The sequence below is a fragment of the Aestuariivita boseongensis genome (assembly GCF_001262635.1).
GTDB classification, from domain to species: domain Bacteria; phylum Pseudomonadota; class Alphaproteobacteria; order Rhodobacterales; family Rhodobacteraceae; genus Aestuariivita; species Aestuariivita boseongensis.
On the sequence record NZ_JXYH01000038.1, the window covers coordinates 12,051 to 37,305 of the forward strand.

Genomic DNA, 25,255 nt, shown 5'->3' on the forward strand with positions numbered 1-25,255 from the left:
TGGCAAAGCCTAGTGCGGCTGACTTTTGCCCCCCGTCAGGGTCGAAAACACCGGGCCAATGACCCGCGTGACCACCGGGATCAGCAAAAGACCCAGCGCCAGGCCAAGGATCCCGTCCCCCAGGGCCACGATCACCCATCCGACAAAGCCGCGCCCAGTGTCGATGCCATGGGCGATGTCCTTCGCGATGTGATGGATCGTGTCATAGGGCCAGGGCCAGCCCAGCACATCCAGACCGTGGGTGATGATCGCCCCGCCGACCCACAGCATGGCTGCCGTACCAATGATCGTCAATGCGGTCAGCAGCTTGGGCATGCCTTTGACAAGCCCCGTGCCCAGTGACCGCCCTGCCCCGGTTCGGCCGTTGGCGGCCATCCACACGCCGATATCGTCCATCTTCACGATCAGCGCGACAGACCCGTAGACAAAGACTGTCACCGCGACCCCGGCAAAGGCCAATGTAGCGGCCTCGAACCAGAAGGTGGACGCGTCGATATTGCTGAGGATGATCGTCATGATCTCGGCCGACAGGATGAAATCGGTCTTGATCGCACCTTGCACGCGTTCTTCCTCAAGATGTACGGGATCGCCCACATCCATGTCCTTTTCCACATGTTTGTCGCCATGCGGAAAGAGCCAGTGAAACACCTTCTCGGCCCCTTCAAAACACAGATATGCCCCGCCCAGCATCAGAAGCGGGGTGATGAACCACGGGGCAAACGCGTTCAGCGCCAGCAGAGCCGGCAGAAGAATGATCAGCTTGTTGAACAGCGATCCGCGGGTGATCTTCCAGATGATCGGCAATTCGCGGTCGGCCTCGAAACCGGTGACGTATTTCGGGGTCACCGCAGCGTCGTCGATCACAACACCCGCCACTTTGGTCCCTGCTTTGGCAGCCTGCGCCGCCACATCATCGACCGAGGTGGCGGCCACCTTGGCAATCGCCGCCACATCATCCAGCAAGGCCAACAAACCGCTCATATCCTGCCCTCTCGTTACGCTTTCGAACAGTCTAACGACTGAGACGCGGATTGCGACCCATCGCGTTAGCGCAACCGGCGAAAGTTTGCGCTAACACGTTCAGAATATGGCGCTTTTACCCTTTTGGGCCATGACGGGCTTGTCTATATCCCGCGCAAATAGTCGCTTTGCCAAAAAGGAAGTCTCCATGACCGTCACTGTCGGGATCAACGGGTTTGGCCGCATTGGCCGCTGCACGCTGTCACATATCGCTGCCTCGGGCCGCGACGACATCAAGGTGGTCAAACTGAATGCAACCGGCCCGCTGGAGACCGCGGCGCACCTGATCAAATATGACAGCGTCCACGGCCGTTTCCCCGGAGAGGTCACGCTGGGCGACGGCACGATGGATCTGGGCCAGGGCCCGATCCAGGTGATGTCGACTTATGACCCGACCGAACTGGACTGGTCGGGCTGCGACGTGGTTCTGGAATGCACCGGCAAATTCAATGACGGGGAAAAAGCGAAAGTCCATCTGGAGCAGGGCGCAGGCAAGGTTCTGATCTCGGCACCCGCCAAGAACGTGGAAAAGACCATCGTTTACGGTGTGAACGACGGCGATCTGGCCGCAGGCGACCGGATGATTTCGAACGGCTCCTGCACCACGAACTGCCTGGCCCCGCTGGCCAAGGTTCTGCATGAAGCTTTCGGGATTGAAAGCGGCATCATGACCACGATCCACGCCTATACCGGTGACCAGCCCACGCTGGACCGTCGCCACAAGGACCTGTACCGCGCGCGGGCGGCGGCCATGGCGATGATCCCCACGACCACGGGCGCCGCGAAAGCGTTGGGCGAGGTTCTGCCGCAACTGAAAGGCAAGCTGGACGGGTCTGCCATTCGCGTGCCCACGCCCAATGTTTCGGCCGTGGATCTGACCTTTACCGCAGGCCGCGCGGTCACAGCAGACGAGGTGAACGCCGCCGTCAAAGCCGCCGTGGATGGCCCGATGAAAGGCGTCATGGGTTATGAACCCGCGCCGCTGGTGTCGATCGACTTCAACCATACCGAAGAAAGCTCGATCTTCGCGCCGGATCAGACGCGGGTGGTGGGCGACCGGCTGGTGCGTGTACTGGCGTGGTATGACAACGAATGGGGCTTCTCGGTTCGCATGGCAGACGTGGCCGTCGCGATGGGCAAGCTGTAAGCCTGCTTGCGCCGCTGGGCGCGTTGGGTCATCTTTCGGCACAACGCGCAGTCACAAGATGCAGGCCTGGGGCATGACCAATTCCATTGCCGTCGTTCTGGGAGCCCTCATTCTGGGGGCCATTATAATCGATGTGACCATGTACGGCACCGAACACCTGCTGTTTCTGGGCAGGAAGTTCGCGGATTTCATCGAATGGCTGGCCTTCTGGCGCTGAGTTAGCGCTTCAATCGGGCCTTCAGGGCGTCGTTCACCGGCGGCGTGACGAATTGGGAGACATCGCCGCCCAGCCGTGCGATTTCCTTGACCAGTTTCGACGCGATGGCCTGGTGGCGCGCCTCGGCCATCAGGAAGACGGTTTCGATACTGTCATCCAGCACCCGGTTCATGCCGACCATCTGGAATTCATATTCGAAATCCGCAACCGCGCGCAGGCCACGCACGATGATCTGCGCACCCACATCTCGGGCACAGTCGATCAGAAGGTTTTCAAAGGGATGGGCAACGATTTCCGTACCGGTCTGTTTCGATAGCGCGGCACATTCGTTTTCGATCATCTCGACCCGTTCTTCCAAAGAGAACAAGGGCCCCTTGTCGCGGTTGATCGCCACGCCGATCACAAGCCGGTCCACCAGCGCGCTGGCGCGGCGAATGATGTCCATGTGTCCCAGCGTTATGGGATCGAATGTCCCCGGATAGAGGCCAATGCGCATGGAAGTTTTCCTTCACGTCCCGTCGTTTTGCGCGCACGCAAACATGAAGCGCCGGGGAGTGCAAGGGCGCAAAGGAGATTTACCACCGGGCCATGGCCGGAGCACCACCAAAAGAACCGGCCGTGGGGTCAGTGCCCCATGATCATCCCTTCAAGCGCATCCTTTTCCATCGACAACTCGCTAAGCCGGGCTTTGACCACATCGCCCAGCGTGATCAGGCCAACCATTCGGTCGCCTTCGACCACGGGCATGTGGCGGAACCGGCCATCTGTCATCAGCTGCAGCACCTCATCTGCGGCCATGTCCGTTGTGGCGGTGACCAGATCGCGGGTCATATAGTCTTCGACCCGGCGGGTCAGGCACCCTGCCCCGCTTTTTGCCAATTCACGCACGATGTCGCGTTCGGAAAGAATACCCAAGGCCTGCGCCCCGTCGGATGAGATCACCAGCGAGCCGATCCTGTGTTCGGCCAGAACGGCGGCAGCTTTGGACACAAGCGTTTCCGGCGGGACAGTCAGAACATCGGAACTGGCTTTGGATTTGAGGATCTGTTGAACGCGCATCTGGCCTCCCTCCGAGATAATCGCTTCTGTTGCAAAGCGTTGCCGGTCACGGAGCACCTGTCAAGCCTGTGCGACGTGGTCTTCCAATTCGGCGACTTTCTCGCGCACGCCGGTAATGATTGCATCGGCCAGGCGGTTCATGCGGTCAGATTTCAGATCGGACTTGTGGCGCACAAGATAGAAAGAGCGTGTGAAGCTGACCTCATCGCCCAGCACTTTGCGCAAGACACCGTGTTGGGCCATGGCAAAGGCATGGGTCACGCACAGCCCGTCGCCCTGTTCGACCATACGCACCTGCAGGGGCACGGAGTTCGACGCCAGTACAACCCGATCAAGGCCCAGGTCGCGCAGGTAATCCAGCTCGGCGTCATAGATCATGTCGGGGATATACCCGATGATGCGATGATCCTTGAGGTCTTCGATGGAGTTTATCGGGGGTCGGCGGCGCAGATATTGGCGGCCGCCGGCGATGAAAAGCTTGTAATCGGTAATCTTTTCAACGTGATACTGGCCTGCCGTCGGGGGGCTGACGGTTATCGCCATATCCGCCTCGCGCCGGTTGAGATTGACCACGCGCGGCAGGGCGACAATCTGGATATCAAGGTCGGGATTGGCGCGGGATATCGGTGAGCAGATAGGAGACAACACATAATAGGCGCAGCCATCGGGCGCGCCGATGCGGATCTGACCTGACAGGGTGTCCTCCGGCCCGCTCAGCGCCTCCATACCGGCGCGCATGGCCTGCTCGGCCTCCTCCCCGTGGCGAAGGAGCCGTTCGCCGGCACCGGTCAGCGTATAACCTTGCGGGGATTTGGCGAAAAGCGTGGTTTCCATGGCGCTTTCAAGCCGGGCGATGCGGCGGCCCACGGTGGCCGGATCCATCTTGAGCCGCTTGCCCGCGCCTGACAGGCTTTCCTCGCGCGCGACGGACAGGAAAACGCGCATATCGTCCCAATGTGGTTCCATGGCCTGATGCCCCCTTGCTTTTTTGCAAACCGTTTTTGAAATCTTGCCTCTGTTCAAGTGATTTTTGCAAGCCTACTGTGCCCGCATCTTTTTAGCAGGCGGTTAACGCGCCGCCGCAACCGGAGGAGCGAGAGATGCAGGAATTGACCCATTATCTGGACGGCGGCCATGTAAAAGGCACGTCAGGGCGGTTTGCCGATGTGATGAACCCCGCCACCGGAGAGGTGCAGGCGCAGGTGCCGCTGGCCTCGTCCGCCGAGGTGGACAAGGCGGTTCAGATCGCCGCCGCCGCGCAGCCCGCCTGGGCCGCAACCAACCCCCAGCGCCGCGCGCGGGTGCTGATGAAATTCGTGGATCTTCTGAACCGCGACATGGACAAGCTGGCCGAGGCGCTGAGCCGTGAGCACGGCAAGACCCTGCCGGATGCGGCGGGCGATGTGCAGCGCGGTCTGGAAGTGGTGGAATACTGCATCGGCGCGCCGCAGATGCTGAAAGGTGAGTTCACCGACAGCGCGGGCCCCGGTATCGATATGTATTCCATGCGTCAGCCTTTGGGTGTGACGGCGGGCATCACGCCCTTCAACTTTCCCGCCATGATCCCGATGTGGATGTTCGCGCCCGCGATTGCCTGCGGTAACGCGTTTATCCTGAAACCGTCGGAGCGGGATCCCTCTGTCCCGCTGATGTTGGCCGAACTGATGGAAGAAGCAGGCCTGCCCAAGGGCATCCTGCAGGTCGTGAATGGCGACAAGGAAGCGGTGGATGCGATCCTGCATCATCAGGTGATCCAGTCGATCGGCTTTGTGGGATCGACCCCGATTGCCGAATATATCTATGCCACCGGCTGCGCGAACGGCAAACGCGTACAGTGCTTTGGTGGTGCGAAGAACCACATGATCATCATGCCGGATGCCGACATGGATCAGGCCGCCGATGCCCTGGTCGGTGCCGGATACGGTGCGGCGGGCGAACGCTGCATGGCGATTTCCGTGGCTGTGCCCGTGGGGGACGAGACCGCCGACCGCCTGATCGAAAAGCTGGTGCCGCGGATCGAGAAGCTGAAGGTTGGCCCCTATACCGCAGGCAATGACGTGGATTACGGCCCCGTTGTGACGGCGGCCGCAAAGGCCAATATCGAACGGCTGGTGCAATCGGGTGTCGATCAGGGCGCGAAACTGGTGGTCGATGGACGCGATTTCAAACTGCAGGGCTATGAGGACGGGTTCTTCGTGGGTCCCCACCTCTTTGACCACGTGACCAAGGACATGGACATCTACAAGCACGAGATCTTCGGCCCGGTTCTGTCGACCGTGCGCGCCCAAAGCTATGAAGAGGCGATTGGCCTGGCCATGGACCACGAATATGGCAATGGCACCGCGATCTTTACCCGCGACGGCGATGCGGCGCGGGATTTTGCGAACCGGATCAATATCGGCATGGTGGGCATCAACGTGCCGATCCCTGTGCCGCTGGCCTATCACACCTTTGGCGGCTGGAAGAAATCGGTTTTTGGCGATCTGAACCAGCATGGCCCGGATGCGTTCAAGTTTTATACGCGGACCAAGACCGTGACGGCACGCTGGCCGAGCGGGATCAAGGAAGGCGGCGAATTCTCGATCCCGGTGATGGAGTAAGCGACAGGCTTGCAACTGCTGCACCCGGTGCCGGGTACAGTTTGGGGTATTTTTGGCCAGAAAGAAGCAGGGGCGCGGGAGAGATCCTGCGCCCCTGTTTGCGAATGGGCGCAGTTCAGCGCACCCACGAAAATTTGAGAGAGTGATTCTTTCCCTTGCCCGAAAAATTCGGTAATTACGCGAAAAACAGGCACCTTGAAGGAGGTATCCATGTCACGCACGCGCCTGACGCGCCGCAATGTCTTGCTTGGAAGCGGCGCAGCCCTGATGACGCCCGCCCTGGTACGCGCGCAAACGCCCGAGCTGTGGAACGAGGCCTTCCCCCAGAACGAACCGGTAATCCGCGATCAGGAGCCGGTGCGCCGCAATATCTCGTCCTTCCGCAAGCAGCGCTGGGAAGACTATTTTGACGACATCGGCGTGGGGTGCATCCTGTGCGATATCACCAGCCGTGCCGTGCATTACTGGGATCCCGATGGCACGTATCGGCTGTATCCGTCCTCGGTGCCGATGACCGATGAGTTGACGCGGCGCGGACGCACAAAGGTTGTGCGCAAGAAGGTCGGACCCACTTGGACCCCCACCGAGAATATGCGCAAGCGCGACCCGTCTCTGCCGGCCTTCATGCCCGCCGGTCCCGGCAATCCGCTTGGCACCCACGCGATGTATCTGACATGGCCGGCCTACCTGATCCATGGAACGCATGACACGCGCAAGATTGGTCGCCAAAGTTCCTCGGGGTGCATCGGGCTTTACAACCCGCATATCGAAGAGCTGTTTGCCATGACCAAGATCGGTACGCAGGTTCTGCTTCTCTGACCCATTTACGCGCCAAGTGATCCCGCGCTAGTCTGGCCTGACCGATAAGGGAGGCCAGATGACACAGGATGCGTTCACCATGGGGATCGAGGAGGAATACCTCCTTGTGGATCGTGACAGCTTTGATCTGGCCGTGGCGCCAAAAGGCCTGATGGAGGCCTGCACATCCGAGCTGGAAGATCAGGTCAGCCCCGAATTCCTGCAATGCCAGATCGAGATCGGCACAAAGGTCTGCGCGAATATCGGCGCGGCGCGCGATGATCTGAAGAAATTGCGGGCCTGCGTGGCAAAACATGCGGCCACCTTCAACCTGGCGCCTATTGCCGTGTCCTGCCATCCCTTTGCCGACTGGAAGGATCAGCACCACACCGACAAGGAACGCTATGACAACCTGCGCGAGGCGATGGGAGCCGCCGCGCGGCGTCTGCTGATCTGCGGGATGCATGTTCATATCGGGATCGAGGATGAAACCCTGCGCACGGATCTGATGCCGCAGCTGAGCTATTTCCTGCCGCATCTTCTGGCGCTGTCCACGTCCTCGCCTTTTTGGCAGGGGGACGACACCGGGCTGGCATCTTATCGGCTGGGTGTGTTCGATAACCTGCCCCGCACCGGGTTGCCGCCGCAATTTTCCAGCTGGGCCGAGTATGAGCGCACAACCGGCACTCTGATCGAACTTGGGATTATCGAAGATACGACGAAGATCTGGTGGGATCTGCGCCCCTCGCACCGTTTTCCCACGCTTGAGACGCGGATCATGGATGTGTCGCCCCGGCTGGAGCACACGCTGTCTTTGGCCGCGCTGTTGCAGGCGATCACGCGAATGCTGTGCCGGTTGCGGGCGCGCAATCTGCGGTGGCGGGAATATGACCGCTTCCTGATTGGCGAGAACCGCTGGCGCGCGCAGCGCTATGGCATCTCGGAGGGGTTGATTGATTTCGGCGAACGGCGGATCCGCCCGATGGAAGACCTGATCAACGAAGTCATCGGCATGGTGGCAGAAGATGCCGAGGCGTTAGGGTCCATGCGTGAAATCATGCATCTGAAAGAGATCGTCGAAGGCGGCACCAGCGCCACGCGTCAGCGCCGCGTCTGGGCGGAGGCAGAGGCCACAGGCAAGGATCCGGGCCGCGCCGTCGTTCAGCACCTGATCGAGGAATTCAACGCCGACCTGTGACGCCCTGCCCGCGCCACAAGATGAAGAGGCCCGACAGTACGATCAGGCCACTGCCCAGAAGGGTTGCGGGGGTGAGGGTTTCTCCGAAAACCACAAGGCCCAGGCCCACGCCGAAAAGAAGCCGTGTGTACCGGAACGGGGTCACGGCGGACACTTCGCCCGTGCGCATGGCCGTCATCAGGCTTTGATACGCGGCAACGCCCGCCAGAGTGGCCCCTGCAAGAGCCAGAACGGCCACGCCCTCGGGCCAGCGAAAGGGTTGGCCTTCGATGGGCGCATAAAGCACGCCGGCAATCACGATCGAGAGAAAGCCATAGACCCCCAGCACACGTGCGCTGAGCGCCGCAGGGGCCGCGCGGCTGGCCAGATCACGGCCAGCAAAGCCCAGCATCCCGAACACGGCCAGCAATGACAGCACCGAAAAGCTGTCAGCGCCGGGCTGGAGGATGATCAAAACACCGATCAGCCCCACGACAATGGCCGTCCAGCGCCGCCAGCCGACGCGTTCCCCGAAAACAAGTGCTGCGCCCGCCACCACCACAAGCGGTGTCGCTTGCAGGATGACCGTTGTCGAGGACAGCGGTGTCAGCGCAATGGCCAGCGTATAGAAAAGCCGCCCGCCGATTTCGAAGCCGGCGCGAATTTTCATGGGCCGCGACAGGACATCGGCGCTCAGAAGGCGTTCCCCGCGCCTGCGCGCCAGCAGCGCAAAGACAAGCGCGCCGCCAAGACCGAACATGACAAGGATTTGCGCCACGGGCAGGCTTTGGCTGGCGAGTTTGATGAAAGCGTCCTCAACCGCGAATCCGGCCATCGCGGCTACCATCCAGGCGCTGCCGATCAGATTCGATCGGCCATCGGTTGCAATATGTGCGGTCATCAAGGCGCTGTCCCTTGCCGGCGCGGCGCGAACCGGCTGCGCGCGGCATGGCTCAATTCGCCCCTCTCGTCAATTGCCCTGCCCTTCACCTGCCTTCTGCAAAGCGGTTTTGCAGCTTTGCGTGTTGATTGCCCAAGCCCCGCAGGATAAAAAAACACTTGTTCAATTAACGCCGCGCGCGCGTGTTGATCCACGACCCTTGGGAGGATCTTCGATGGATTTTGCACTGACCGAAGAACAAACCGCCATTTTCGACATGGCCCACGCCTTTGGGCAGGAGCATATCGCCCCCCATGCCCGGCAATGGGAGGCCGATGGCACCATTCCCAAGGATCTGTGGCCGCGCGTGGGTGAGCTGGGCTTTGGCGGGCTCTATGTCTCGGAAGAGGCAGGCGGCGCGGGGCTTTCGCGGCTGGATGCGACGCTGGTGTTCGAGGCGCTGTCGATGGCCTGCCCGTCAGTCGCGGCTTTCCTGTCGATCCACAATATGTGCGCCAGGATGCTGGACAGCTTTGCCGGCGACGATCTGAAGGCGCGCGTAATGGACGATGTCCTGAGCATGAACACCGTGCTGTCTTATTGTCTGACGGAACCGGGTTCAGGGTCCGATGCCGCTTCGCTGAAAACGCGGGCGGAACGGACGAATGAAGGTTACACGCTGAACGGGACCAAGGCGTTTATCTCGGGTGGCGGTTATTCGGATGCCTATGTCTGCATGGTGCGCACAGGCGAGGACGGGCCCAAGGGCATCTCGACCCTTTATGTCGAAGACGGGACAGAGGGGCTATCTTTCGGCGGGTTGGAAGACAAGATGGGCTGGCGCTCGCAACCCACGGCGCAGGTGCAATTCGATGACTGCAAGGTGCCTGCGGGCAATTTGGTGGGCGAGGAAGGCCACGGGTTCAAATATGCCATGATGGGTCTGGATGGCGGGCGACTGAACATTGCAGCCTGTTCGCTGGGTGCGGCGCAGACCGCGCTGAACCAGACGCTGACCTATATGGGCGAGCGCAAGGCGTTCGGCAAATCCATCGACCAGTTCCAGGGGCTGCAATTCCGCCTCGCGGATATGGAGATCGAGCTGCAAGCGGCGCGCACATTCCTGCGCCAGGCGGCCTGGAAGCTGGACAACCAGGCGCCGGACGCCACGAAATTCTGTGCCATGGCCAAGAAATTCGTGACGGAAGCTGGGTCGAAAGTGGTGGATCAGTGCCTCCAGTTGCATGGCGGCTATGGCTATCTGGCCGATTACGGGATCGAAAAACTGGTGCGCGATCTGAGGGTGCATCAGATCCTCGAAGGCACCAATGAAATCATGCGCATGATCACCGCGCGCCACATGCTGGCCGAACGGGGATAAGCGGTTAATCTGCGCATTCGCGGCAGAGACTGTTCTGCAGAATATCCGAGGGGGCAGATGAGCGACGACATCAATATCCGCATCGAGGGCCGCGCGGGACGGATCACGCTGACCCGGCCCAAAGCGCTGAACGCGATGACCTATGAGATGTGCACCGCGATCGAGGCTGCGATTGACGCATGGGCGCAGGATGATCGCGTGGCGCTGGTGCTTTTCGATGCCGAAGGGGACAAAGCCTTTTGCGCAGGCGGCGATATTGCCGAGCTTTACGCGACCGGCACCAAGGGCGATTTCACCTATGGTCAGACCTTCTGGCGCGATGAATACCGGCTGAACGCCAAGCTTTTCGAATATGCCAAGCCGGTCGTCAGCCTGATGCAGGGCTTTACCATGGGTGGCGGCGTAGGGTTGGGCTGTCATGGGTCACACCGCGTCGTGGGAGAGAGCAGCCAGATCGCCATGCCGGAATGCGGCATCGGTCTGGTGCCCGATGTGGGCGGCACGCTGATGCTGGCGCTGGCGCCGGGGCGTTTGGGCGAATATCTGGGAACCACGGGTGCGCGCATGGGGCCAGCTGATGCGATTTACGCCGGTTTCGCAGATACTTACGTGCCGCAGGATCAATGGGCACAGCTGACCGCAGAACTGGTGGAAACCGGCGACCCCGATGCAATTGCCAAACGCGCCGCCGACGCGCCCGAGGGTGTTCTCAAGGCCCGGCAGGTCGAGATTGACGCACTATTCGATGGCGAAACGCTGACTGATACCCTGAACCAGTTGCGGGCGTCGGGTTCGGACTTCGCGGCCTCTGCGCTGAAGACGCTGGGCCGCGCCTCGCCGCTTTCTGCGGCCTGCACCATCGAGATCGTGCATCGGCTGCGCACCGCCTCTCTGACCATCCGCAAGGCGCTGGAGATGGAGTATCGCTTTACCCACCGCGCGATGGAGCATGGCGATTTCCTGGAAGGGATCCGGGCGCAGATCATTGACAAGGACCGCAATCCACAGTGGCAATATGCCGACATGTCCGTGCCCGCCACGGCCGTCAGCCGCATGTTGCTGCCGCTGGGTGAGGACGCACTGACATTCTGACAAACGGGAGGAAAGCCCCATGAAAATCGGGTTCATCGGATTGGGAAACATGGGCGGCCCGATGGCGGCCAATCTGGCGAAGGCCGGGCATGAGGTCAGCGGCTTTGACATGGCAAAGGTCGATGTCGAAGGCGTGACGCTGGCCGCCAGCGCCGAAGACGCGGCCAAGGGGGCAGACGTGGTCATCACCATGCTGCCCAACGGTCAGATCCTGCGCAGCGTGGCTGCTCAGATCATCCCCGTGATGCAGGCAGGCGCGGGTTTCGTCGATTGCTCCACCGTGGATGTGGACAGCGCACGGGCCGTGGCCGCAGATGCCGCCGCGGCAGGGCTTTTGCCCGTCGATGCGCCCGTGTCGGGTGGTGTTGGCGGTGCGGCTGCGGGCACGCTGACCTTCATGGCCGGCGGCAGCGAAGAGGCCTTCGCCAAGGCAGCCCCCCTGTTCGAGATCATGGGCCAGAAGGCCGTGCATTGCGGCGACGCGGGCGCCGGTCAGGCCGCCAAGATCTGCAACAACATGATCCTGGGCGTGACCATGATCGCCACCTGCGAAGCCTTTGCCCTGGCCGACAAGCTGGGACTGGACCGTCAGAAGATGTTCGACGTGGTCTCGACCTCGTCGGGGTACAGCTGGACGATGAACGCTTATTGCCCCGCTCCTGGCGTCGGTCCACAATCGCCGGCCGATAACGATTACAAACCCGGGTTTGCCGCCGATCTGATGCTGAAGGACCTGCGGCTGAGCCAGCAAGCGGCGGAAAGCGCGGATGCCGATACGCCCATGGGCCAACTGGCCCAGGCGCTTTATGAACAATTCGTGGAAAACGAAGACGGCGCCGGCCGGGATTTCAGCGCGATGCTGCCCCGGTTTGAAAAACGCGGGCGGGCGTGACGGGCTGGGACGCAACAAACGCCCTGCCCGGCCTGTCACCGGACAGCGCCGGGCCGCTTGAACGCATAGCCCCAATGGAGGTGGCCAAGGGCACCGTTCTGTTCAACCCCGGTGAAACCGTGAAAGGCTTTGTCGTGGTTCTGTCGGGCCGGGTGGAGGTTTTTCTGACCGGCCCATCAGGACGCGAGATCCTGCTTTATTCCGTCGAACCCGGCCAATCCTGCGTGCAATCCACCCTCGGCCTGATGGGGGGCGAGGAATACTCGGGCGAAGCCATTGCAGCGACGAATGCGCGTGTTGTCCTGATCCCGAAAGACATCTTCCTGTCGCTTCTGGACCGCGACACCGGCTTTCGCGGCTTTGTCTTTCACGCCTTTGCGCGGCGGCTGCAATCCATGATGCATCTGCTGGAACGCGTGGCCTTTCAGCGGATCGAAAGCCGTCTGGCCCAAGTTTTGATCGACAGGGCCGAGGATGGGCGGATACATGCAACACATGCGGAACTGGCGGCGATGATCGGGTCTGCGCGCGAGGTTGTCTCCCGCAGGCTGGATGCGCTGGCGCGGCGCAGTATACTGCGGCTGGAACGTGGATCAGTCGAAATCCGCGACTCTGCGGCCTTGCAGGAGATCGCGCGCGACGACGTCTGACCCGCTATGTGACCAAGTCACCGACGGCGGCCAGAGAATCAGCGATACTTCCTCCATCAATCACCTGATCATGAGAAGGAGACACCCCATGTTCCCCAAAAACGAAGGCACAATTGACCGCACACTCCGCGTCCTTTTTGGCTTGGCTCTGCTTGCCGGTTTCTTCCTGATGCCCGAGGCCAGCTATCGCTGGGCTTTCCTGCTGGGCGTCGTCCCGCTGGCCACCGGGCTTCTGGGCAGTTGCCCGGTCTACACCCTGTTCGGGATCCGGACCTGTTCGCTCAAGAACTGAACGACATCGCGGACACAGCCAATCGGCGGAAAATCCCGCCCCATCTGGGAATTCCGCCGGTGTACGCATATCTTAAGACCAACGACCAGAGACGGAGGTCCCAAATCATGCGTGCATTGACCGCAACCCTGATTGCCATCAGCCTGCTGGCCCCCACGGCCAGCCTGGCCGGCAATCACAAGGATAAGTTCAAACCCGGTGCGACCCCGCCCGGGTTGTCGGCGGGTTGTCCACCCGGCCTTGCCAAGAAGAACCCGCCCTGCATCCCGCCGGGACAGGCGAAAAAGCGGTATTACCCGGAAGGTTACGTGCCGATTTACCGGATCGGTGACCGCATCGACCGCGATTATGAAATCCTGCGCTATCCCAGCCGCTATGGGCTTGAGAACGGCTTGCTGTACTATGTTGTCGGTAGGGAGGTTTTCCGGATCAGCCCGGAAACCGGCCGGGTTTTGGCCTTTATCGGGCTGGCGGATGCTCTGTTGAACTAAGCCGGTGGGCGGCGGTTACTCCGCCGCCACCCTGCTGGCCTGCAACATCGGCTTGAGGTACCGGCCGGTGTGGGAACGTTCGACCTCGACCACTTCTTCCGGGGTGCCGGTGGCCACAACCTCGCCCCCGCCATCGCCGCCTTCGGGGCCGATATCAATGATATGGTCGGCGGTTTTCACCACATCCAGGTTGTGTTCGATCACGACGACCGTGTTGCCCTGATCGACCAATTCATGCAGCACTTCCAACAGCTTACGGACATCTTCAAAATGCAGACCCGTCGTGGGCTCATCCAGAATATACAGCGTGCGCCCGGTTGTGCGCTTGGCGAGTTCCTTCGACAACTTGACCCGCTGCGCCTCTCCCCCGGACAGGGTCGTCGCCTGCTGGCCCACCTTGATATAGCCAAGGCCCACCCGAACCAGCGCGTCCATCTTTTCGCGGATCGACGGGACCGCCTTGAAAAACTCCTGCGCGTCTTCCACGGTCATATCCAGCACATCGGCGATGGATTTTCCCTTGAACTTGATTTCAAGCGTTTCGCGATTGTAGCGCGCGCCTTTGCAGGTTTCGCAGGTCACATAGACGTCCGGCAGGAAGTGCATCTCGATCTTGATGACACCGTCGCCCTGGCACGCCTCGCACCGACCGCCCTTGACGTTGAAGCTGAAGCGACCTGGCTTGTAACCCCTTGCTTTTGCTTCTGGCAGACCCGCGAACCAATCGCGGATGGGCGTGAACGCACCGGTATAGGTCGCCGGGTTCGACCGGGGCGTGCGCCCGATGGGCCGCTGGTCGATGTCGATGACCTTGTCGAGATGTTCCAGACCCTTGATCGTCTCGCAAGGCGCAGGCGTCTGACGCGCGCCGTTCAGCCGCATCGAGGCGGTTTTGAACAGCGTTTCAATCGTCAAAGTCGACTTGCCGCCGCCTGAAACGCCAGTAACACAGACAAACTTGCCCAAGGGGAAGTCGACCGTCACATCCTTGAGGTTGTTGCCGCTGGCTTTGACAACGGTGACTTTCTTGTTGCCCTTCTTGCCCTTGCGCCGTTCCGCCGGGACGGCGATCTGGCGGGTACCGGACAGGTATTGACCGGTGATCGAAGCCGGATCAGCCGCCACCTGGGCGGGCGTCCCGTGGGCCACGACCTGCCCGCCATGCACACCAGCGCCCGGTCCAATGTCAAAGACGTAATCGGCCTCGCGGATCGCTTCCTCATCATGTTCCACGACGATGACTGTGTTGCCCTGGTCGCGCAGCGATTTCAGCGTGCCCAGCAAGCGGTCATTGTCACGCTGGTGCAACCCGATCGACGGTTCGTCCAGAACATAAAGCACCCCCGTCAGCCCCGACCCGATCTGGGAGGCCAGACGGATCCGCTGGCTTTCCCCACCACTTAACGTGCCACTTGAACGTGACAGCGTAAGATACTCCAATCCCACGTTATTCAGGAAACCCAACCGCTCGCGAATTTCCTTCAGGATAGCGCGCGCAATCTCGTTTTTCTGGGCGCTCAGCTCTGCGGGAACGCTCTCGATCCAGGCATAGGCTTCGCGGATCGACATTTGCACCACCTGCCCGACATGCAGGCCCGCGATCTTGACCGCCAGCGCCTCTTCCCGCAGGCGATAGCCTTCGCAGGTGCCGCAGGGGCGGTTGTTCTGATAGCGCTCGAATTCCTCGCGGATCCAGTTCGAATCCGTCTCGCGATAGCGGCGCTCCATATTGGGGATCACGCCTTCGAACACGCGCGTCACCTGATAGATGCGCCCGCCCTCGTCATAACGGAACGGGATCTCGTCATCGCCCGACCCGTAAAGGAAAACCTGCTGCACATGGGCCGGCAGATCCTTCCAGCGGGCGTTCTTGTCAAATTCGTAATGTTTCGCAATCGCTTCAATGGTTTGCAGGAAATAGGGCGATTTGCCTTTGCGCCAGGGCGCCAGCGCCCCATCACTGATTTTCAGCGTCTGGTCCGGCACCACAAGGCGTTCGTCAAAGAACAGCTCCATCCCCAGCCCGTCACAGGACGGGCACGCCCCGAACGGCGCGTTGAAGGAAAAGAGGCGCGGTTCAATTTCCGGGATCGTGAACCCGCTGACAGGACAGGCGAAGTTTTCGCTGAAGGTAAAACGTTCGGGCTCTTCCGTCGCGGTTTCCAGAATGGCGATGCCATCGGCCAGATCCAGCGCGGTGCGAAGGCTGTCGGCCAGCCGCGTCTCCAACCCCTCACGGACAACGATCCGGTCTACGACCACGTCGATATCGTGGCGGAACTTCTTGTCGAGCGTGGGTGGTTCATCCAGCTCGTAAAACTGGCCGTCTACTTTGACTCGCTGAAAGCCCTGCTTGCGCAACTCCAGAAATTCCTTGCGGTATTCACCCTTCCGGTCCCGCACGATGGGGGCCAGAAGATAAGCGCGCGTCCCCTCCTCCATCGCCATGATACGGTCGACCATATCCTGCACCTGCTGCGCTTCGATCGGCAGACCGGTTGCGGGGCTATAGGGCGTTCCGGCGCGGGCGAACAGCAGACGCAGGTAATCGTAAATCTCGGTCACCGTACCGACGGTCGACCGTGGGTTCTTCGACGTGGTCTTTTGCTCAATCGAAATCGCAGGCGACAGCCCCGCGATGTGATCCACATCGGGCTTTTCCATCATGTCAAGGAATTGGCGCGCATAGGCCGACAGCGATTCCACATAGCGCCGCTGCCCTTCGGCATAGATCGTGTCGAAGGCCAAGGACGACTTGCCCGATCCGGAAAGCCCAGTGATCACAACCAGTTGGTCGCGCGGAATATCCACGTCGATGCTTTTGAGATTATGCTCGCGCGCGCCGCGCACTTCGATCTGTTTCAGCTCGGCCATGCCACCCTCGGGGATTAACGATTTAGACATAAGTCAGCGCGGCCGAGTCTCCAATCAAAAAATGAGAACATTTCAGGAACGGCGGCGGATCGCCATCCATATATGCGCGCCAATGCCCAAGGTGAAGACAAGCGCCGCCAATCCGATCATTCCGTGATAGCCCGCGATTGACAGAACCGCCGCCAGAACCGGCGTGCCCAACGTATTGCCGACATTGCCCATCTGGGCAATCGCGCCATTGGCCTGCGCCTGATGGATCGCGGTTTTGTTCAGTTGAGGAACCACGGCAAAGCTGGCCCCCTGCACCAGCCCCAGCGCCGCCGCCAGCGCCAGACAGGCCAAAGGCAGACCGGGTGCCGTGCACAGCCACAAAAGGCACAGGATCGTCAGGGCAAAACCAACAAGGATTTCGACGATCGCCGGAATGAAGCGCAGAAAAAACACGCCCAGCGTCATCGACACCGCAATCGACACCAGCGGCATCGCGCCCAGAACCGGCGCGCGCAGATCATCCGGCAGATAGGGCGGTATCAGGGTCAGCAGCGCGAGGAAGCAGAAGGTATAAAACAGCCATCCAATGGCAGCAGCCGAGATGAAGGGGGACCGGTAGATCGTCAGGTGATCCCTGAGAACCGAAGCAAAGGTGAGCCTTGCCGCCGGAGCGGGCGCGCCCAGCGACGACAGCGCCCTGCCGAGCACCAGCGCCAGCAACGCCATCCAAAGCGCGTGGGCCAGAAACAGCGAGGGCAGTCCGAGCCCCGCCGCCAGAGGCAGGCCCAGCCACACAAGCACGGTATAAGAGACACCGAAAAACGTGCTCCACAAGGTCAGGGTCAGCCCCTGATGGCGCGGGGCCGACAGCTGGGCAATCAGCGTTGGCGCAGCCACCACGATGGCCAGATGCGACGCCCCCTCCAGCGCGCGCAGGCCCAGCATCAGCGGCAAGGGAGGCAGCAAGGCCTGCACAGCAGACAAGGCCGCCCCACCCCACAGCGCCCAGATCAGCGCATTACGATAGCCGATGCGCGCCACCAGAAGGCCCGCAACTACGCCAAAGACGATGCCGACAAAACCCACCAGGGAGACAAGAAACCCCAGCGCCGCGCCTGCTTTCGGATAAACGCCCGGCAATTGGTCATAGATCACGCTGATCTTGCCATATTGCGCCGCGGCCCCCAGACCGGCGCACCAGATCAGCAGGATCAAACCGAAAGGCGTGCGCGTAACCATTCAGCGCTGCGCCAGGGCCCAGGCGCAGATCGGCATGTCGGGATCATTCTCCAGACTGTCCGCCTCGGGGTTGTATTCGGGCGGCCAGCTTTCGCCCAGATTTTTCAGCGCGGCGTTCCGGTTGCCCCACTGGTGCGCCTCGATCTTGTGCTCTTCGAACCCAGCCTCGATCAGCAGGTTCTTCAGCCCCCGTGCAGACCAGCGCGAACAATCATTGGGCGCCGCGTGGAACGGGATGTAAAACGGCACCGCCAGCCAGAAATACCCGCCCGGACGCAGCATGGATCGCACATGGCGCGTGGCGGCATAGGGACGGTCAAGATGCTCCCACACCTGATTGGCCAGGATCAGATCAAAGGTACGCACCGCCCGGCTTTCATGGCGAAAGGGTCCTTCGCAGATATCATATTCGGGATAGCGGAATTGCGCATAGCTGCGGAAGGTGAAGTTCTTCCCCCACTTGCCTGATATTTCAGCCACATCCAGGCCTTCGGGGCCCAGATCCCGGATCATTTTCCGGCTGGAGCGATTCATGGCAACGCGGTTGAGACTGACCATGGCCCATCTATGCCGCGCGGGGGATGGCTTTGCAATCGGGACGACGGGAGGCAGGTTTTTGGAAAAACCTGCGGCGGCGCACCCTTGGACAAAAGCGCGGTCAGGTTTTTCGAAAAACCTGACCCCGGCGGATCACATGTGGATCACACGATCATAGGCGTCCAGAACGCTTTCATGCATCATCTCGCTCAGCGTCGGATGCGGGAAGACGGTGTTCATCAGATCTTCTTCCGTTGTCTCCAGCTGGCGGCCCACGACATATCCCTGGATCAGCTCGGTCACTTCCGCACCCACCATATGGGCACCAAGCAATTCACCGGTTTTGGCGTCGAAGACCGTTTTGATCATGCCTTCCTGTTCGCCCAACGCGATGGCCTTGCCGTTGCCGATGAACGGGAAGCGACCAACCTTGACGTCATATCCCAGCTCCTTGGCCTTCGCCTCGGTGTAACCGACGGAGGCCACCTGCGGATGGCAATAGGTGCAGCCCGCGATACTTTCGGGTTTGACGGGGTGCGGATGCCCGCCCGCGATCATCTCGGCGACCATCACACCTTCATGGCTGGCCTTGTGCGCCAGCCAGGGCGCGCCTGCGATATCGCCAATGGCCCAGATCCCGTCGACACCGGTGCGGCAATATTCGTCCGTCACCACATGGGTGCGGTCGATCTTCACGCCCAGTGCTTCGAGGCCCAGCCCCTCGACATTGCCCACGATCCCTACAGCGGAAATCACCGTGTCAAACTCGTGCTCTTCGACCTTGCCGCCGGTTTCGATATGCGCGGTGACCTTGCCCTTGCCGCGATCCAACTGCTTGACCATCGCCTTTTCCATGATGGTCATGCCCTGCTTGAGGAATTGCTTCTTGGCAAAGGCGCTGATTTCGGCGTCTTCCACGGGCAACACGCGATCCATGACCTCGACCACGGTCGTGTCCGCGCCGAGCGTGTTATAGAAGCTGGCGAACTCGATCCCGATCGCACCCGACCCGATCACCAGCAGTTTCTTGGGCATGCGCGCGGGCTTCAATGCGTGCTTATAGGTCCAGACCAGATCGCCATCGGCCTCCAGCCCCGGCAATTCGCGGGCGCGTGCACCAGTGGCCAGGATGATGTTCTTGGCGGTGAGCTCTTCGGTGCCCTTGTCAGTCTTGACCGACACCTTGCCCTTGGCGGGGATGGTCCCCTCGCCCATGATCACGGTCACTTTGTTCTTCTTGAGCAGGTGCTTCACACCGCCCGACAGCTGCCCCGCCACATCGCGCGAGCGTTTGACGACCGCGTCCAGGTCATAGTCGATCTTCTCTGCTTTCAACCCGAATTCCTTGGCGCGCTCCATCAGATGGAACACCTCCGACGACCGCAGCATCGCCTTGGTGGGGATACAGCCCCAGTTCAGGCAGATGCCGCCCAGGTGTTCGCGTTCCACGACCGCCGTGTTCAGCCCCAGCTGCGCGGCGCGAATGGCCGCCACATAGCCACCAGGGCCGGAGCCGATCACGATAAGATCAAAGGATTTCGCCGCCATTTTCGCCTCTCTCACGCCGAGTTCAAAATTTAGTTCACCGTTAAACTATTTCCGCGCACACATCAACGCCGCGCACCCGCGACAAAAAGAACACCGGGGCGATGACGGGGGTTTTCCCGTGCAGCTTAGCTTATCTTGCGGAATATGCAGCGCTTTTTCTGAAGGGCGTCCGATCAACCGGCAAGCATGACCACCTGCCGACCAGCGGCGCGCATCACCGACAGCGCTTGCGATAGGGTGTTAACCCGCCTCTTGCAGCGCGCGCACGGTCGATCCGTACCCGCCGCCATCGACATAGGTTTTCTCGTGCGGCGTCGTGCTGCGATCCAGCGCCTCATTGCGGTAAGGGAAGCGCCCAAACTGACGGATCACCTCGCGATGGGCGCGGGCATGGAGCAGATTGGATGCGCCATGTTCCGGCATCCGTTCACACATCAGCCGAACACATCGTTCCTGATCGCACAGGTTTTCCGAATGCATCAGCGGCAGGTAAAAGAACTGCCGCGCCGGTTCGTCGATTTTCAGATCCCAGCGCTTGTCGATGGAGGACTTGGCAACAGCCAGCGCGGCCTTGTCGGTAGAAAAGGCCTTTCCGTCGCCGCGGAACATGTTGCGCGGGAATTGATCGGTCAGGATGATATAGGCCAACGCCCCGCTGGGATATGTCAGCCACAGCGACAAGGCACCTTCCTTGCTGCGCTGCCAGGTCTCCAGAAATCTGTCACGGATGGAGGCATCAAGATCTTCGTCCTGCTTGTACCAGCCGTCCGGGCCCACCTCGTCTAACCAGAAACTCAATACGTCTGCCGGACCCGTCATAGAAAACTCCCTGCTCTACAAATCCGATACAAAAACGTTACAAACGCTTTCCCGTCCATGCAAAGTCACGAATGTTTTCAGCTTGGACATATTGCGCAATGTGCGACTTTCAGGCCGCATCGTCTTCTTTTGCATCTTCAACGGCGATTTCTTGTGCAGCTTCCAAAGCCACCGAGGTGGCGGAAGGTGACATGGTGACATAAGCGCCCGTTTCTTCCACCGGGACCGAGGGGCGCTGCGTCGCGCGATAGAGGCTGTAAACCGCAAGAACCACAAGCAGCGAACCGGCAAAGATCCAAAAGCCCGGCGGGCCCACCGTATCCATGGCCCAGCCCGTGATCAGCGGGCCGGTGATGGCGCCCAGGCCGTTGATGAAGATCAACCCACCTGAGGCCGAGGCCATGTCCTCGTAATCCAGAAAGTCATTGGTATGGGCGATCAGCAGCGAATACAGTGGGTTTGTCGCGCCCCCCATCAGGAAGGCCGCAACCAACAGCAGCGGATAGGCTGCCCCGAAGATGGCCCCGACGACCGCCCCCAAAGCACCCAGAAGGCTGACGATCATGATCAGCAGGCGACGATCCATCCGGTCCGACACCCATCCGATGGGGTATTGCGTGATCAGCGCGCCCACGAAGAACACCGAGATGAAGGTCGAAATCTGCGCGACGCTCAACCCGGCTTGGGTGCCGTAAACGGCCGACATACCGAACTGCGCCGAAAACGCGCCGCCCAGAAGAAACATGCCCACGCAGCCCAGGGGCGATACGCCGAAAAGGCCTTTCAGGCTCATCGGTTTGGTGCTGTCGAAAGCCGGTGTCGGGCTGATCGACAACAGGATGGGCGTGACCGCAATCGACACCAGGATGGACGGGATCACGAACAGCACATAACCCGACGGATCGGCGGCCAGCAGCAGATACTGCGCCACAACGATCCCCAACGTCTGCACCAGCATGTAAAGCGACAAGGCCTGGCCGCGCGTGTCATTCGTGGCCGCGTTGTTCAGCCAGCTTTCCGCGGTCACATAAACGGCGGAAAAGCAGAACCCGATCAGCACGCGCCCCAAGGCCCAGACAATCGGATCGACGACCGTGGGGTACAAGATCATAACTGCCGAGATCAGAGAGGCCAGCGCCGCAAAGACCCGCACGTGACCTACCCGGCGGATCATGCCCGGCGCCATGCGGCTTCCGCCCAGGAACCCGGCGAAATAGGCCGAGATAATCACGGACATCTCAAGCGTGGAAAAGGCCTCGATCTCGCCCCGGATGCCCAGCAATGTGCCCTGCATCCCGTTGCCGACCATCAAGAGCCCCATGCCAAGAAGCAACGCCCACGCGCTTTTGAGGACCTGTATCATATCGTTGGGGCCTTTTTACCTGCGTCTGTATCTACCTGAAACCGTCACAATGGCACGTCGCAACCGGAAACGACACCAAAGTGGCGTTTTCGACCTTCAGCCGCGCGGGGTAGGCACAAGAAGTGAGCTGTCGCCGTAAGAAAAGAAGCGATACTCCGACGCCACCGCGTGGTTATAGATGCGCTTGATCCGATCATGCCCCATGAGCGCGGACACAAGCATCATCAGCGTGGATTTCGGCAGGTGGAAATTCGTCATCAGCGCATCGGTCACTTTGAACTCAAACCCGGGATATATGAAGATATCCGTCTCCCCCTCCCAGGGCGCAATCGCGCCGCCGCGGGCAGCGCTTTCAATCAGGCGCAGCGCGGTGGTGCCCACGGGGATCACCCGTTTGCCCTTTGCCTTGGTCTCGGCAATTTCGCGGGCGGCCTCCTCGCTGACGCGGCCCCATTCGGCGTGCATCTTGTGTTCAGTCACGTCATCGACTTTCACCGGCAGAAAGGTGCCCGCGCCCACATGTAGCGTGACATAGGTAAACTCGACCCCGCGGGCGCGCAGCGCCTCCATCAATGCGTCGTCGAAATGCAGGCTGGCGGTGGGGGCTGCGACGGCGCCGGGATGACGGGCGAAGACAGTCTGGTAATCAGTCTTGTCCTGCGCATCGGCCGCGCGTTTTGACGCGATGTAGGGCGGCAGCGGCATCGCGCCCGCTTCGGCAAGTGCGGCGTCAAAATCCTCTCCGGTCAGGTTGAATTCCAGCAACCCCTGACCGTCGGCCGTATCTTTCAGCATCGCACTCAGATCCGGGGAAAAGACGATCTCCTCTCCGATCTTCAGCTTTTTCAGCGGCTTGATCAGCGCGGTCCAGTCACCGCCCACGCGCGGCTCCAGCAGCGTGACCTCGATCTTCGCCGACACGGGGCCTTGCGCGCTCTTGCGATGGCGCTGGCCGGTCAGGCGTGCTGGGATCACCCGCGTGTCGTTCAGGATCAGCCTGTCACCGGGTTCCAGCATGTCGGGCAGGTCATACACATGCCGGTCAAAAATCTCATCACCCACCGCCTGCAGCATGCGCGCGGACGATCGCGGTTTGGCAGGCCGCGTGGCGATCAGGTGATCGGGAAGGTCAAAGTCAAAATCGCTGAGTTTCATGGCGCGCCACTTAAGCCGCGCAATCGGATTTGACCAGCCCTAGCGATCACCGCCCAGCGGTGCAGTCGGCGCAGGCTCTTTTTCCGGCACCACCGCCCCCTCGCCCGAGCTGCTGGCCACGGGCGGCGGTTGGGTACGAAAGATCTCGCGCAGGAAGCCCGGTGTCAGGCCCGACAGCGGGTTGACCACCACGGCGGGCGATTGCGCGGCGCCCGTCAGAGTATAGGTAAACCCGAAAAGCCCCTCCCCCCGACGCGGGGCCAGAAGCCCCCCGATCTGGTTCAGCAGATAGACCGGGGAAATCACGCCCTGCATATTCAGCCGCTGGCTGGGCACGTCATAGACGCCGTCCATCGTCAGGCCCAGCGACGGCCCCGTTGCCCGGCTCTCATAGACCGTGATCCGCGACGGGCTCAGCCGGAAGCGCGCCTCCACCTCGGAGAAGAAGATGCCCTGACCCGCCAGTTCGTTCAAAAGCCCGACAATCGAGAGGGCGTTCAGAAGAGCTGCCATGGCCGGCGCGTCGCGCACCGATGTATTGGCCACGCTGATCGAACCGTCGAAATTTCCCGGCTCCCCCACAGGGCGCAGGATCATGTCGAAACTGCCGCCAAAGGCCTGCTTCAGGATGCCCGCATCACGAAAAATTCCCCCCGCATCGTCCGAGATGACACGTACCGCGCTGCGCTCCCCATCAGGGACAACGCTGCCCGAAATCCGGGTGCGGCCGTTGATCTGGCCCTGAAAATTCCCCTCCAATCCGCGCAGCAAAGTGAAATCGCCCCGAAAGCCGGTCAGCGCGATCGTGTCCGTCACCTGCAGCTGATCCAATGCTGCGGTCAGCCGGTTGTCCGCGCGACCGTTTCCGCCCGCGCTGCCGGTACCGAACTCGGCACGGCGCAAATCCAGTCGCCCACCCAGTATGGACACATTGGGCGCGCGGTTGGGCCCGCGCCCGTCAAGCTGCGCCCGCACATCCATCCAGTCGCCCCGCCGCACCCGCGAGAATGTCGCCTGCTGAAGCCCGCCCCCTTCTGCCGCCTCGATCCGGCCCGTGGCGCTCAAGCCGGGTGCCTCAAGCTCAAGATTGGGGATGACGGCAGGCGTGACCAGTTGCGTCTGAAGCGACAGACGGCCTGCGGTGCCGGGCGGTTTGCTCCAGCCCAGTTCGGGAAAGCTCAGCCGCAGCCCTCGCAGATCTGATGTCAGCTCCAGCTCCGGCGGCCCGCCTTGCGGCAAGGCGACGGTGACCTGCGCCTCCCCCTCGCCAGTCACGGCCCCTTCAGGCAGGCCGATCTGAAACGCCTCCAGCGTTGCGGGGCTGATTTGCACCGTCCCCCTCAGCGTGCTGCCCGCGCCAGGTTGGCCGAAGACCTGCTGCCAGTTGGCAAAGAAGGGCACCTTGCTCAGCAGGCCCTGACCAGAAATTTCGATCCCCTCGTCCGTGGCCGCGATCGTCAGCGTTGGCGCCTCGACCACATGGTTGGGCACCAGCCGCGCGCTTGTCACATTGCGGGCAAGCCCGTTGGCGAAGAATTCAACCTCTTCGAATTTTAGCCCCTTGCGCAGCGGCAGGGCCAAGGTGCCCTCAAACACCGTAGTGCCACCGGCCACATCCGCCGGCAGACCGGGCTTTTCCATCACCTTCAGCGGCTCGCGATTGAGCAGCGACAAAACGCTCGTGATACTGCCGCGCCCCTGCACCCGCACCACCGCCGGCGCCCCGCGCCGCACCGAGGTATCAGGCACGATGAATGACGTGCCCGCGACATTCACCCCACCGCCCTGATCGGCGTTAATCGTACCGCGGGTGGCGGTGGTCACAAAGCGATTGCCGATCAGGCTGGCATGGCCCGCCGCATCGGAAATGGGCGGCATGGTGGGCATGAACCGCACCTCGGTCCCGTCGTAATCGAAGTCCAGATAGACATTGGGCTTGTCACCTGACGCCACCCGCAGCGCCACGTTCAGATCCGACAATTGCCCGCCTGACAGGTTCTCGGCAATCCAGCTTCGGGTGTTGGGAATGGCGG

At 61.2% G+C, this 25,255-nt stretch carries 23 protein-coding genes and 1 pseudogene; 11 read left to right on the plus strand and 13 right to left on the minus strand.

Annotation, left to right across the window (positions count from 1 at the left end; translation table 11 throughout):
* Window positions 1-9: 9 nt before the first annotated feature.
* Window positions 10-981, minus strand: a complete 972-nt coding sequence (locus TR61_RS13925; RefSeq protein ID WP_050930874.1) for a DUF808 domain-containing protein — start codon at window positions 979-981, stop codon at window positions 10-12.
* Between the two features lie 187 nt (window positions 982-1,168).
* Between TR61_RS13925 and gap the strand changes: the two genes are divergently transcribed.
* Both gap and TR61_RS20180 read left to right on the plus strand, forming a co-directional pair.
* Window positions 1,169-2,167: a type I glyceraldehyde-3-phosphate dehydrogenase gene (gene gap / locus TR61_RS13930; protein WP_050930876.1), complete on the plus strand. Its 999-nt coding sequence runs from the start codon at window positions 1,169-1,171 to the stop codon at window positions 2,165-2,167.
* 73 nt (window positions 2,168-2,240) lie between these two features.
* Window positions 2,241-2,384: a hypothetical protein gene (locus TR61_RS20180; RefSeq protein WP_050930882.1), complete on the plus strand. Its 144-nt coding sequence runs from the start codon at window positions 2,241-2,243 to the stop codon at window positions 2,382-2,384.
* Window position 2,385: 1 nt separating this feature from the next.
* Here the strand turns inward: TR61_RS20180 and coaD are convergent, their stop codons facing one another.
* From coaD to TR61_RS13950, 3 genes are all read right to left on the minus strand, one after another.
* Entirely contained in the window at window positions 2,386-2,880 is a 495-nt protein-coding gene (gene coaD / locus TR61_RS13940) for a pantetheine-phosphate adenylyltransferase (RefSeq protein WP_050930884.1), read from the minus strand.
* Window positions 2,881-3,008: 128 nt separating this feature from the next.
* On the minus strand, window positions 3,009-3,443 hold the full coding sequence (locus tag TR61_RS13945) for a CBS domain-containing protein (protein ID WP_050930886.1): 435 nt from the start codon (window positions 3,441-3,443) through the stop codon (window positions 3,009-3,011).
* Window positions 3,444-3,503: 60 nt separating this feature from the next.
* On the minus strand, window positions 3,504-4,409 hold the full coding sequence (locus TR61_RS13950; RefSeq protein ID WP_050930889.1) for a LysR family transcriptional regulator: 906 nt from the start codon (window positions 4,407-4,409) through the stop codon (window positions 3,504-3,506).
* 134 nt (window positions 4,410-4,543) lie between these two features.
* Here TR61_RS13950 and TR61_RS13955 point away from each other — a divergent pair, with 134 nt between their 5' ends.
* The 3 genes from TR61_RS13955 to TR61_RS13965 all read left to right on the plus strand — a co-directional run bounded on the left by TR61_RS13955 (window position 4,544) and on the right by TR61_RS13965 (window position 8,039).
* On the plus strand, window positions 4,544-6,043 hold the full coding sequence (locus TR61_RS13955; RefSeq protein ID WP_050930891.1) for a CoA-acylating methylmalonate-semialdehyde dehydrogenase: 1,500 nt from the start codon (window positions 4,544-4,546) through the stop codon (window positions 6,041-6,043).
* A 210-nt stretch (window positions 6,044-6,253) separates the two neighbouring features.
* On the plus strand, window positions 6,254-6,862 hold the full coding sequence (locus tag TR61_RS13960; protein ID WP_050930899.1) for a L,D-transpeptidase: 609 nt from the start codon (window positions 6,254-6,256) through the stop codon (window positions 6,860-6,862).
* Window positions 6,863-6,920: 58 nt separating this feature from the next.
* Window positions 6,921-8,039, plus strand: a complete 1,119-nt coding sequence (locus tag TR61_RS13965; protein WP_050930901.1) for a carboxylate-amine ligase — start codon at window positions 6,921-6,923, stop codon at window positions 8,037-8,039.
* Here TR61_RS13965 and TR61_RS13970 read toward each other — a convergent pair.
* Entirely contained in the window at window positions 8,023-8,919 is an 897-nt protein-coding gene (locus TR61_RS13970) for a DMT family transporter (RefSeq protein WP_050930903.1), read from the minus strand. The two genes, TR61_RS13965 and TR61_RS13970, sit on opposite strands and share 17 nt — an antisense overlap.
* A 214-nt stretch (window positions 8,920-9,133) precedes the next feature.
* Here TR61_RS13970 and TR61_RS13975 point away from each other — a divergent pair, with 214 nt between their 5' ends.
* The 6 genes from TR61_RS13975 to TR61_RS14000 all read left to right on the plus strand — a co-directional run bounded on the left by TR61_RS13975 (window position 9,134) and on the right by TR61_RS14000 (window position 13,696).
* On the plus strand, window positions 9,134-10,279 hold the full coding sequence (locus TR61_RS13975; protein ID WP_050930908.1) for an acyl-CoA dehydrogenase family protein: 1,146 nt from the start codon (window positions 9,134-9,136) through the stop codon (window positions 10,277-10,279).
* A gap of 57 nt (window positions 10,280-10,336) precedes the next feature.
* Window positions 10,337-11,371: an enoyl-CoA hydratase/isomerase family protein gene (locus TR61_RS13980; RefSeq protein WP_050930909.1), complete on the plus strand. Its 1,035-nt coding sequence runs from the start codon at window positions 10,337-10,339 to the stop codon at window positions 11,369-11,371.
* A gap of 19 nt (window positions 11,372-11,390) precedes the next feature.
* A complete protein-coding gene (mmsB, locus tag TR61_RS13985) occupies window positions 11,391-12,263 on the plus strand; it encodes a 3-hydroxyisobutyrate dehydrogenase (RefSeq protein ID WP_050930910.1) in 873 nt (290 codons plus the stop codon).
* On the plus strand, window positions 12,260-12,913 hold the full coding sequence (locus tag TR61_RS13990) for a Crp/Fnr family transcriptional regulator (RefSeq protein WP_050930915.1): 654 nt from the start codon (window positions 12,260-12,262) through the stop codon (window positions 12,911-12,913). The genes mmsB and TR61_RS13990 overlap by 4 nt, the downstream gene beginning before the upstream one ends.
* Before the next feature lie 88 nt (window positions 12,914-13,001).
* Window positions 13,002-13,205 (plus strand): YgaP family membrane protein, encoded by a 204-nt coding sequence (locus TR61_RS13995; protein WP_050930916.1) that lies wholly within the window; start codon window positions 13,002-13,004, stop codon window positions 13,203-13,205.
* Window positions 13,206-13,312: 107 nt separating this feature from the next.
* Complete coding sequence (locus TR61_RS14000; protein ID WP_172676982.1) at window positions 13,313-13,696, plus strand: excinuclease ABC subunit A; 384 nt, start codon at window positions 13,313-13,315, stop codon at window positions 13,694-13,696.
* Window positions 13,697-13,711: 15 nt separating this feature from the next.
* Here the strand turns inward: TR61_RS14000 and uvrA are convergent, their stop codons facing one another.
* The 8 genes and pseudogenes from uvrA to TR61_RS14040 all read right to left on the minus strand — a co-directional run.
* Window positions 13,712-16,570, minus strand: coding sequence for an excinuclease ABC subunit UvrA (gene uvrA / locus TR61_RS14005; RefSeq protein WP_050930917.1), 2,859 nt, complete (start codon window positions 16,568-16,570; stop codon window positions 13,712-13,714).
* Between the two features lie 72 nt (window positions 16,571-16,642).
* Window positions 16,643-17,800, minus strand: coding sequence for an MFS transporter (locus TR61_RS14010; protein WP_050930918.1), 1,158 nt, complete (start codon window positions 17,798-17,800; stop codon window positions 16,643-16,645).
* A complete protein-coding gene (locus TR61_RS14015; protein WP_050930919.1) occupies window positions 17,801-18,358 on the minus strand; it encodes a class I SAM-dependent methyltransferase in 558 nt (185 codons plus the stop codon).
* 132 nt (window positions 18,359-18,490) lie between these two features.
* Window positions 18,491-19,885, minus strand: a complete 1,395-nt coding sequence (lpdA, locus tag TR61_RS14020; protein WP_050930920.1) for a dihydrolipoyl dehydrogenase — start codon at window positions 19,883-19,885, stop codon at window positions 18,491-18,493.
* A gap of 240 nt (window positions 19,886-20,125) precedes the next feature.
* Window positions 20,126-20,704: a DUF924 family protein gene (locus TR61_RS14025; protein ID WP_050930921.1), complete on the minus strand. Its 579-nt coding sequence runs from the start codon at window positions 20,702-20,704 to the stop codon at window positions 20,126-20,128.
* Window positions 20,705-20,813: 109 nt separating this feature from the next.
* Entirely contained in the window at window positions 20,814-22,067 is a 1,254-nt protein-coding gene (locus tag TR61_RS14030; RefSeq protein WP_050930923.1) for an MFS transporter, read from the minus strand.
* Window positions 22,068-22,163: 96 nt separating this feature from the next.
* Window positions 22,164-23,222, minus strand: a complete 1,059-nt coding sequence (gene queA / locus TR61_RS14035) for a tRNA preQ1(34) S-adenosylmethionine ribosyltransferase-isomerase QueA (protein WP_050930925.1) — start codon at window positions 23,220-23,222, stop codon at window positions 22,164-22,166.
* A gap of 39 nt (window positions 23,223-23,261) precedes the next feature.
* Window positions 23,262-25,255: pseudogene (locus TR61_RS14040) on the minus strand (DUF3971 domain-containing protein); the annotation flags it as partial.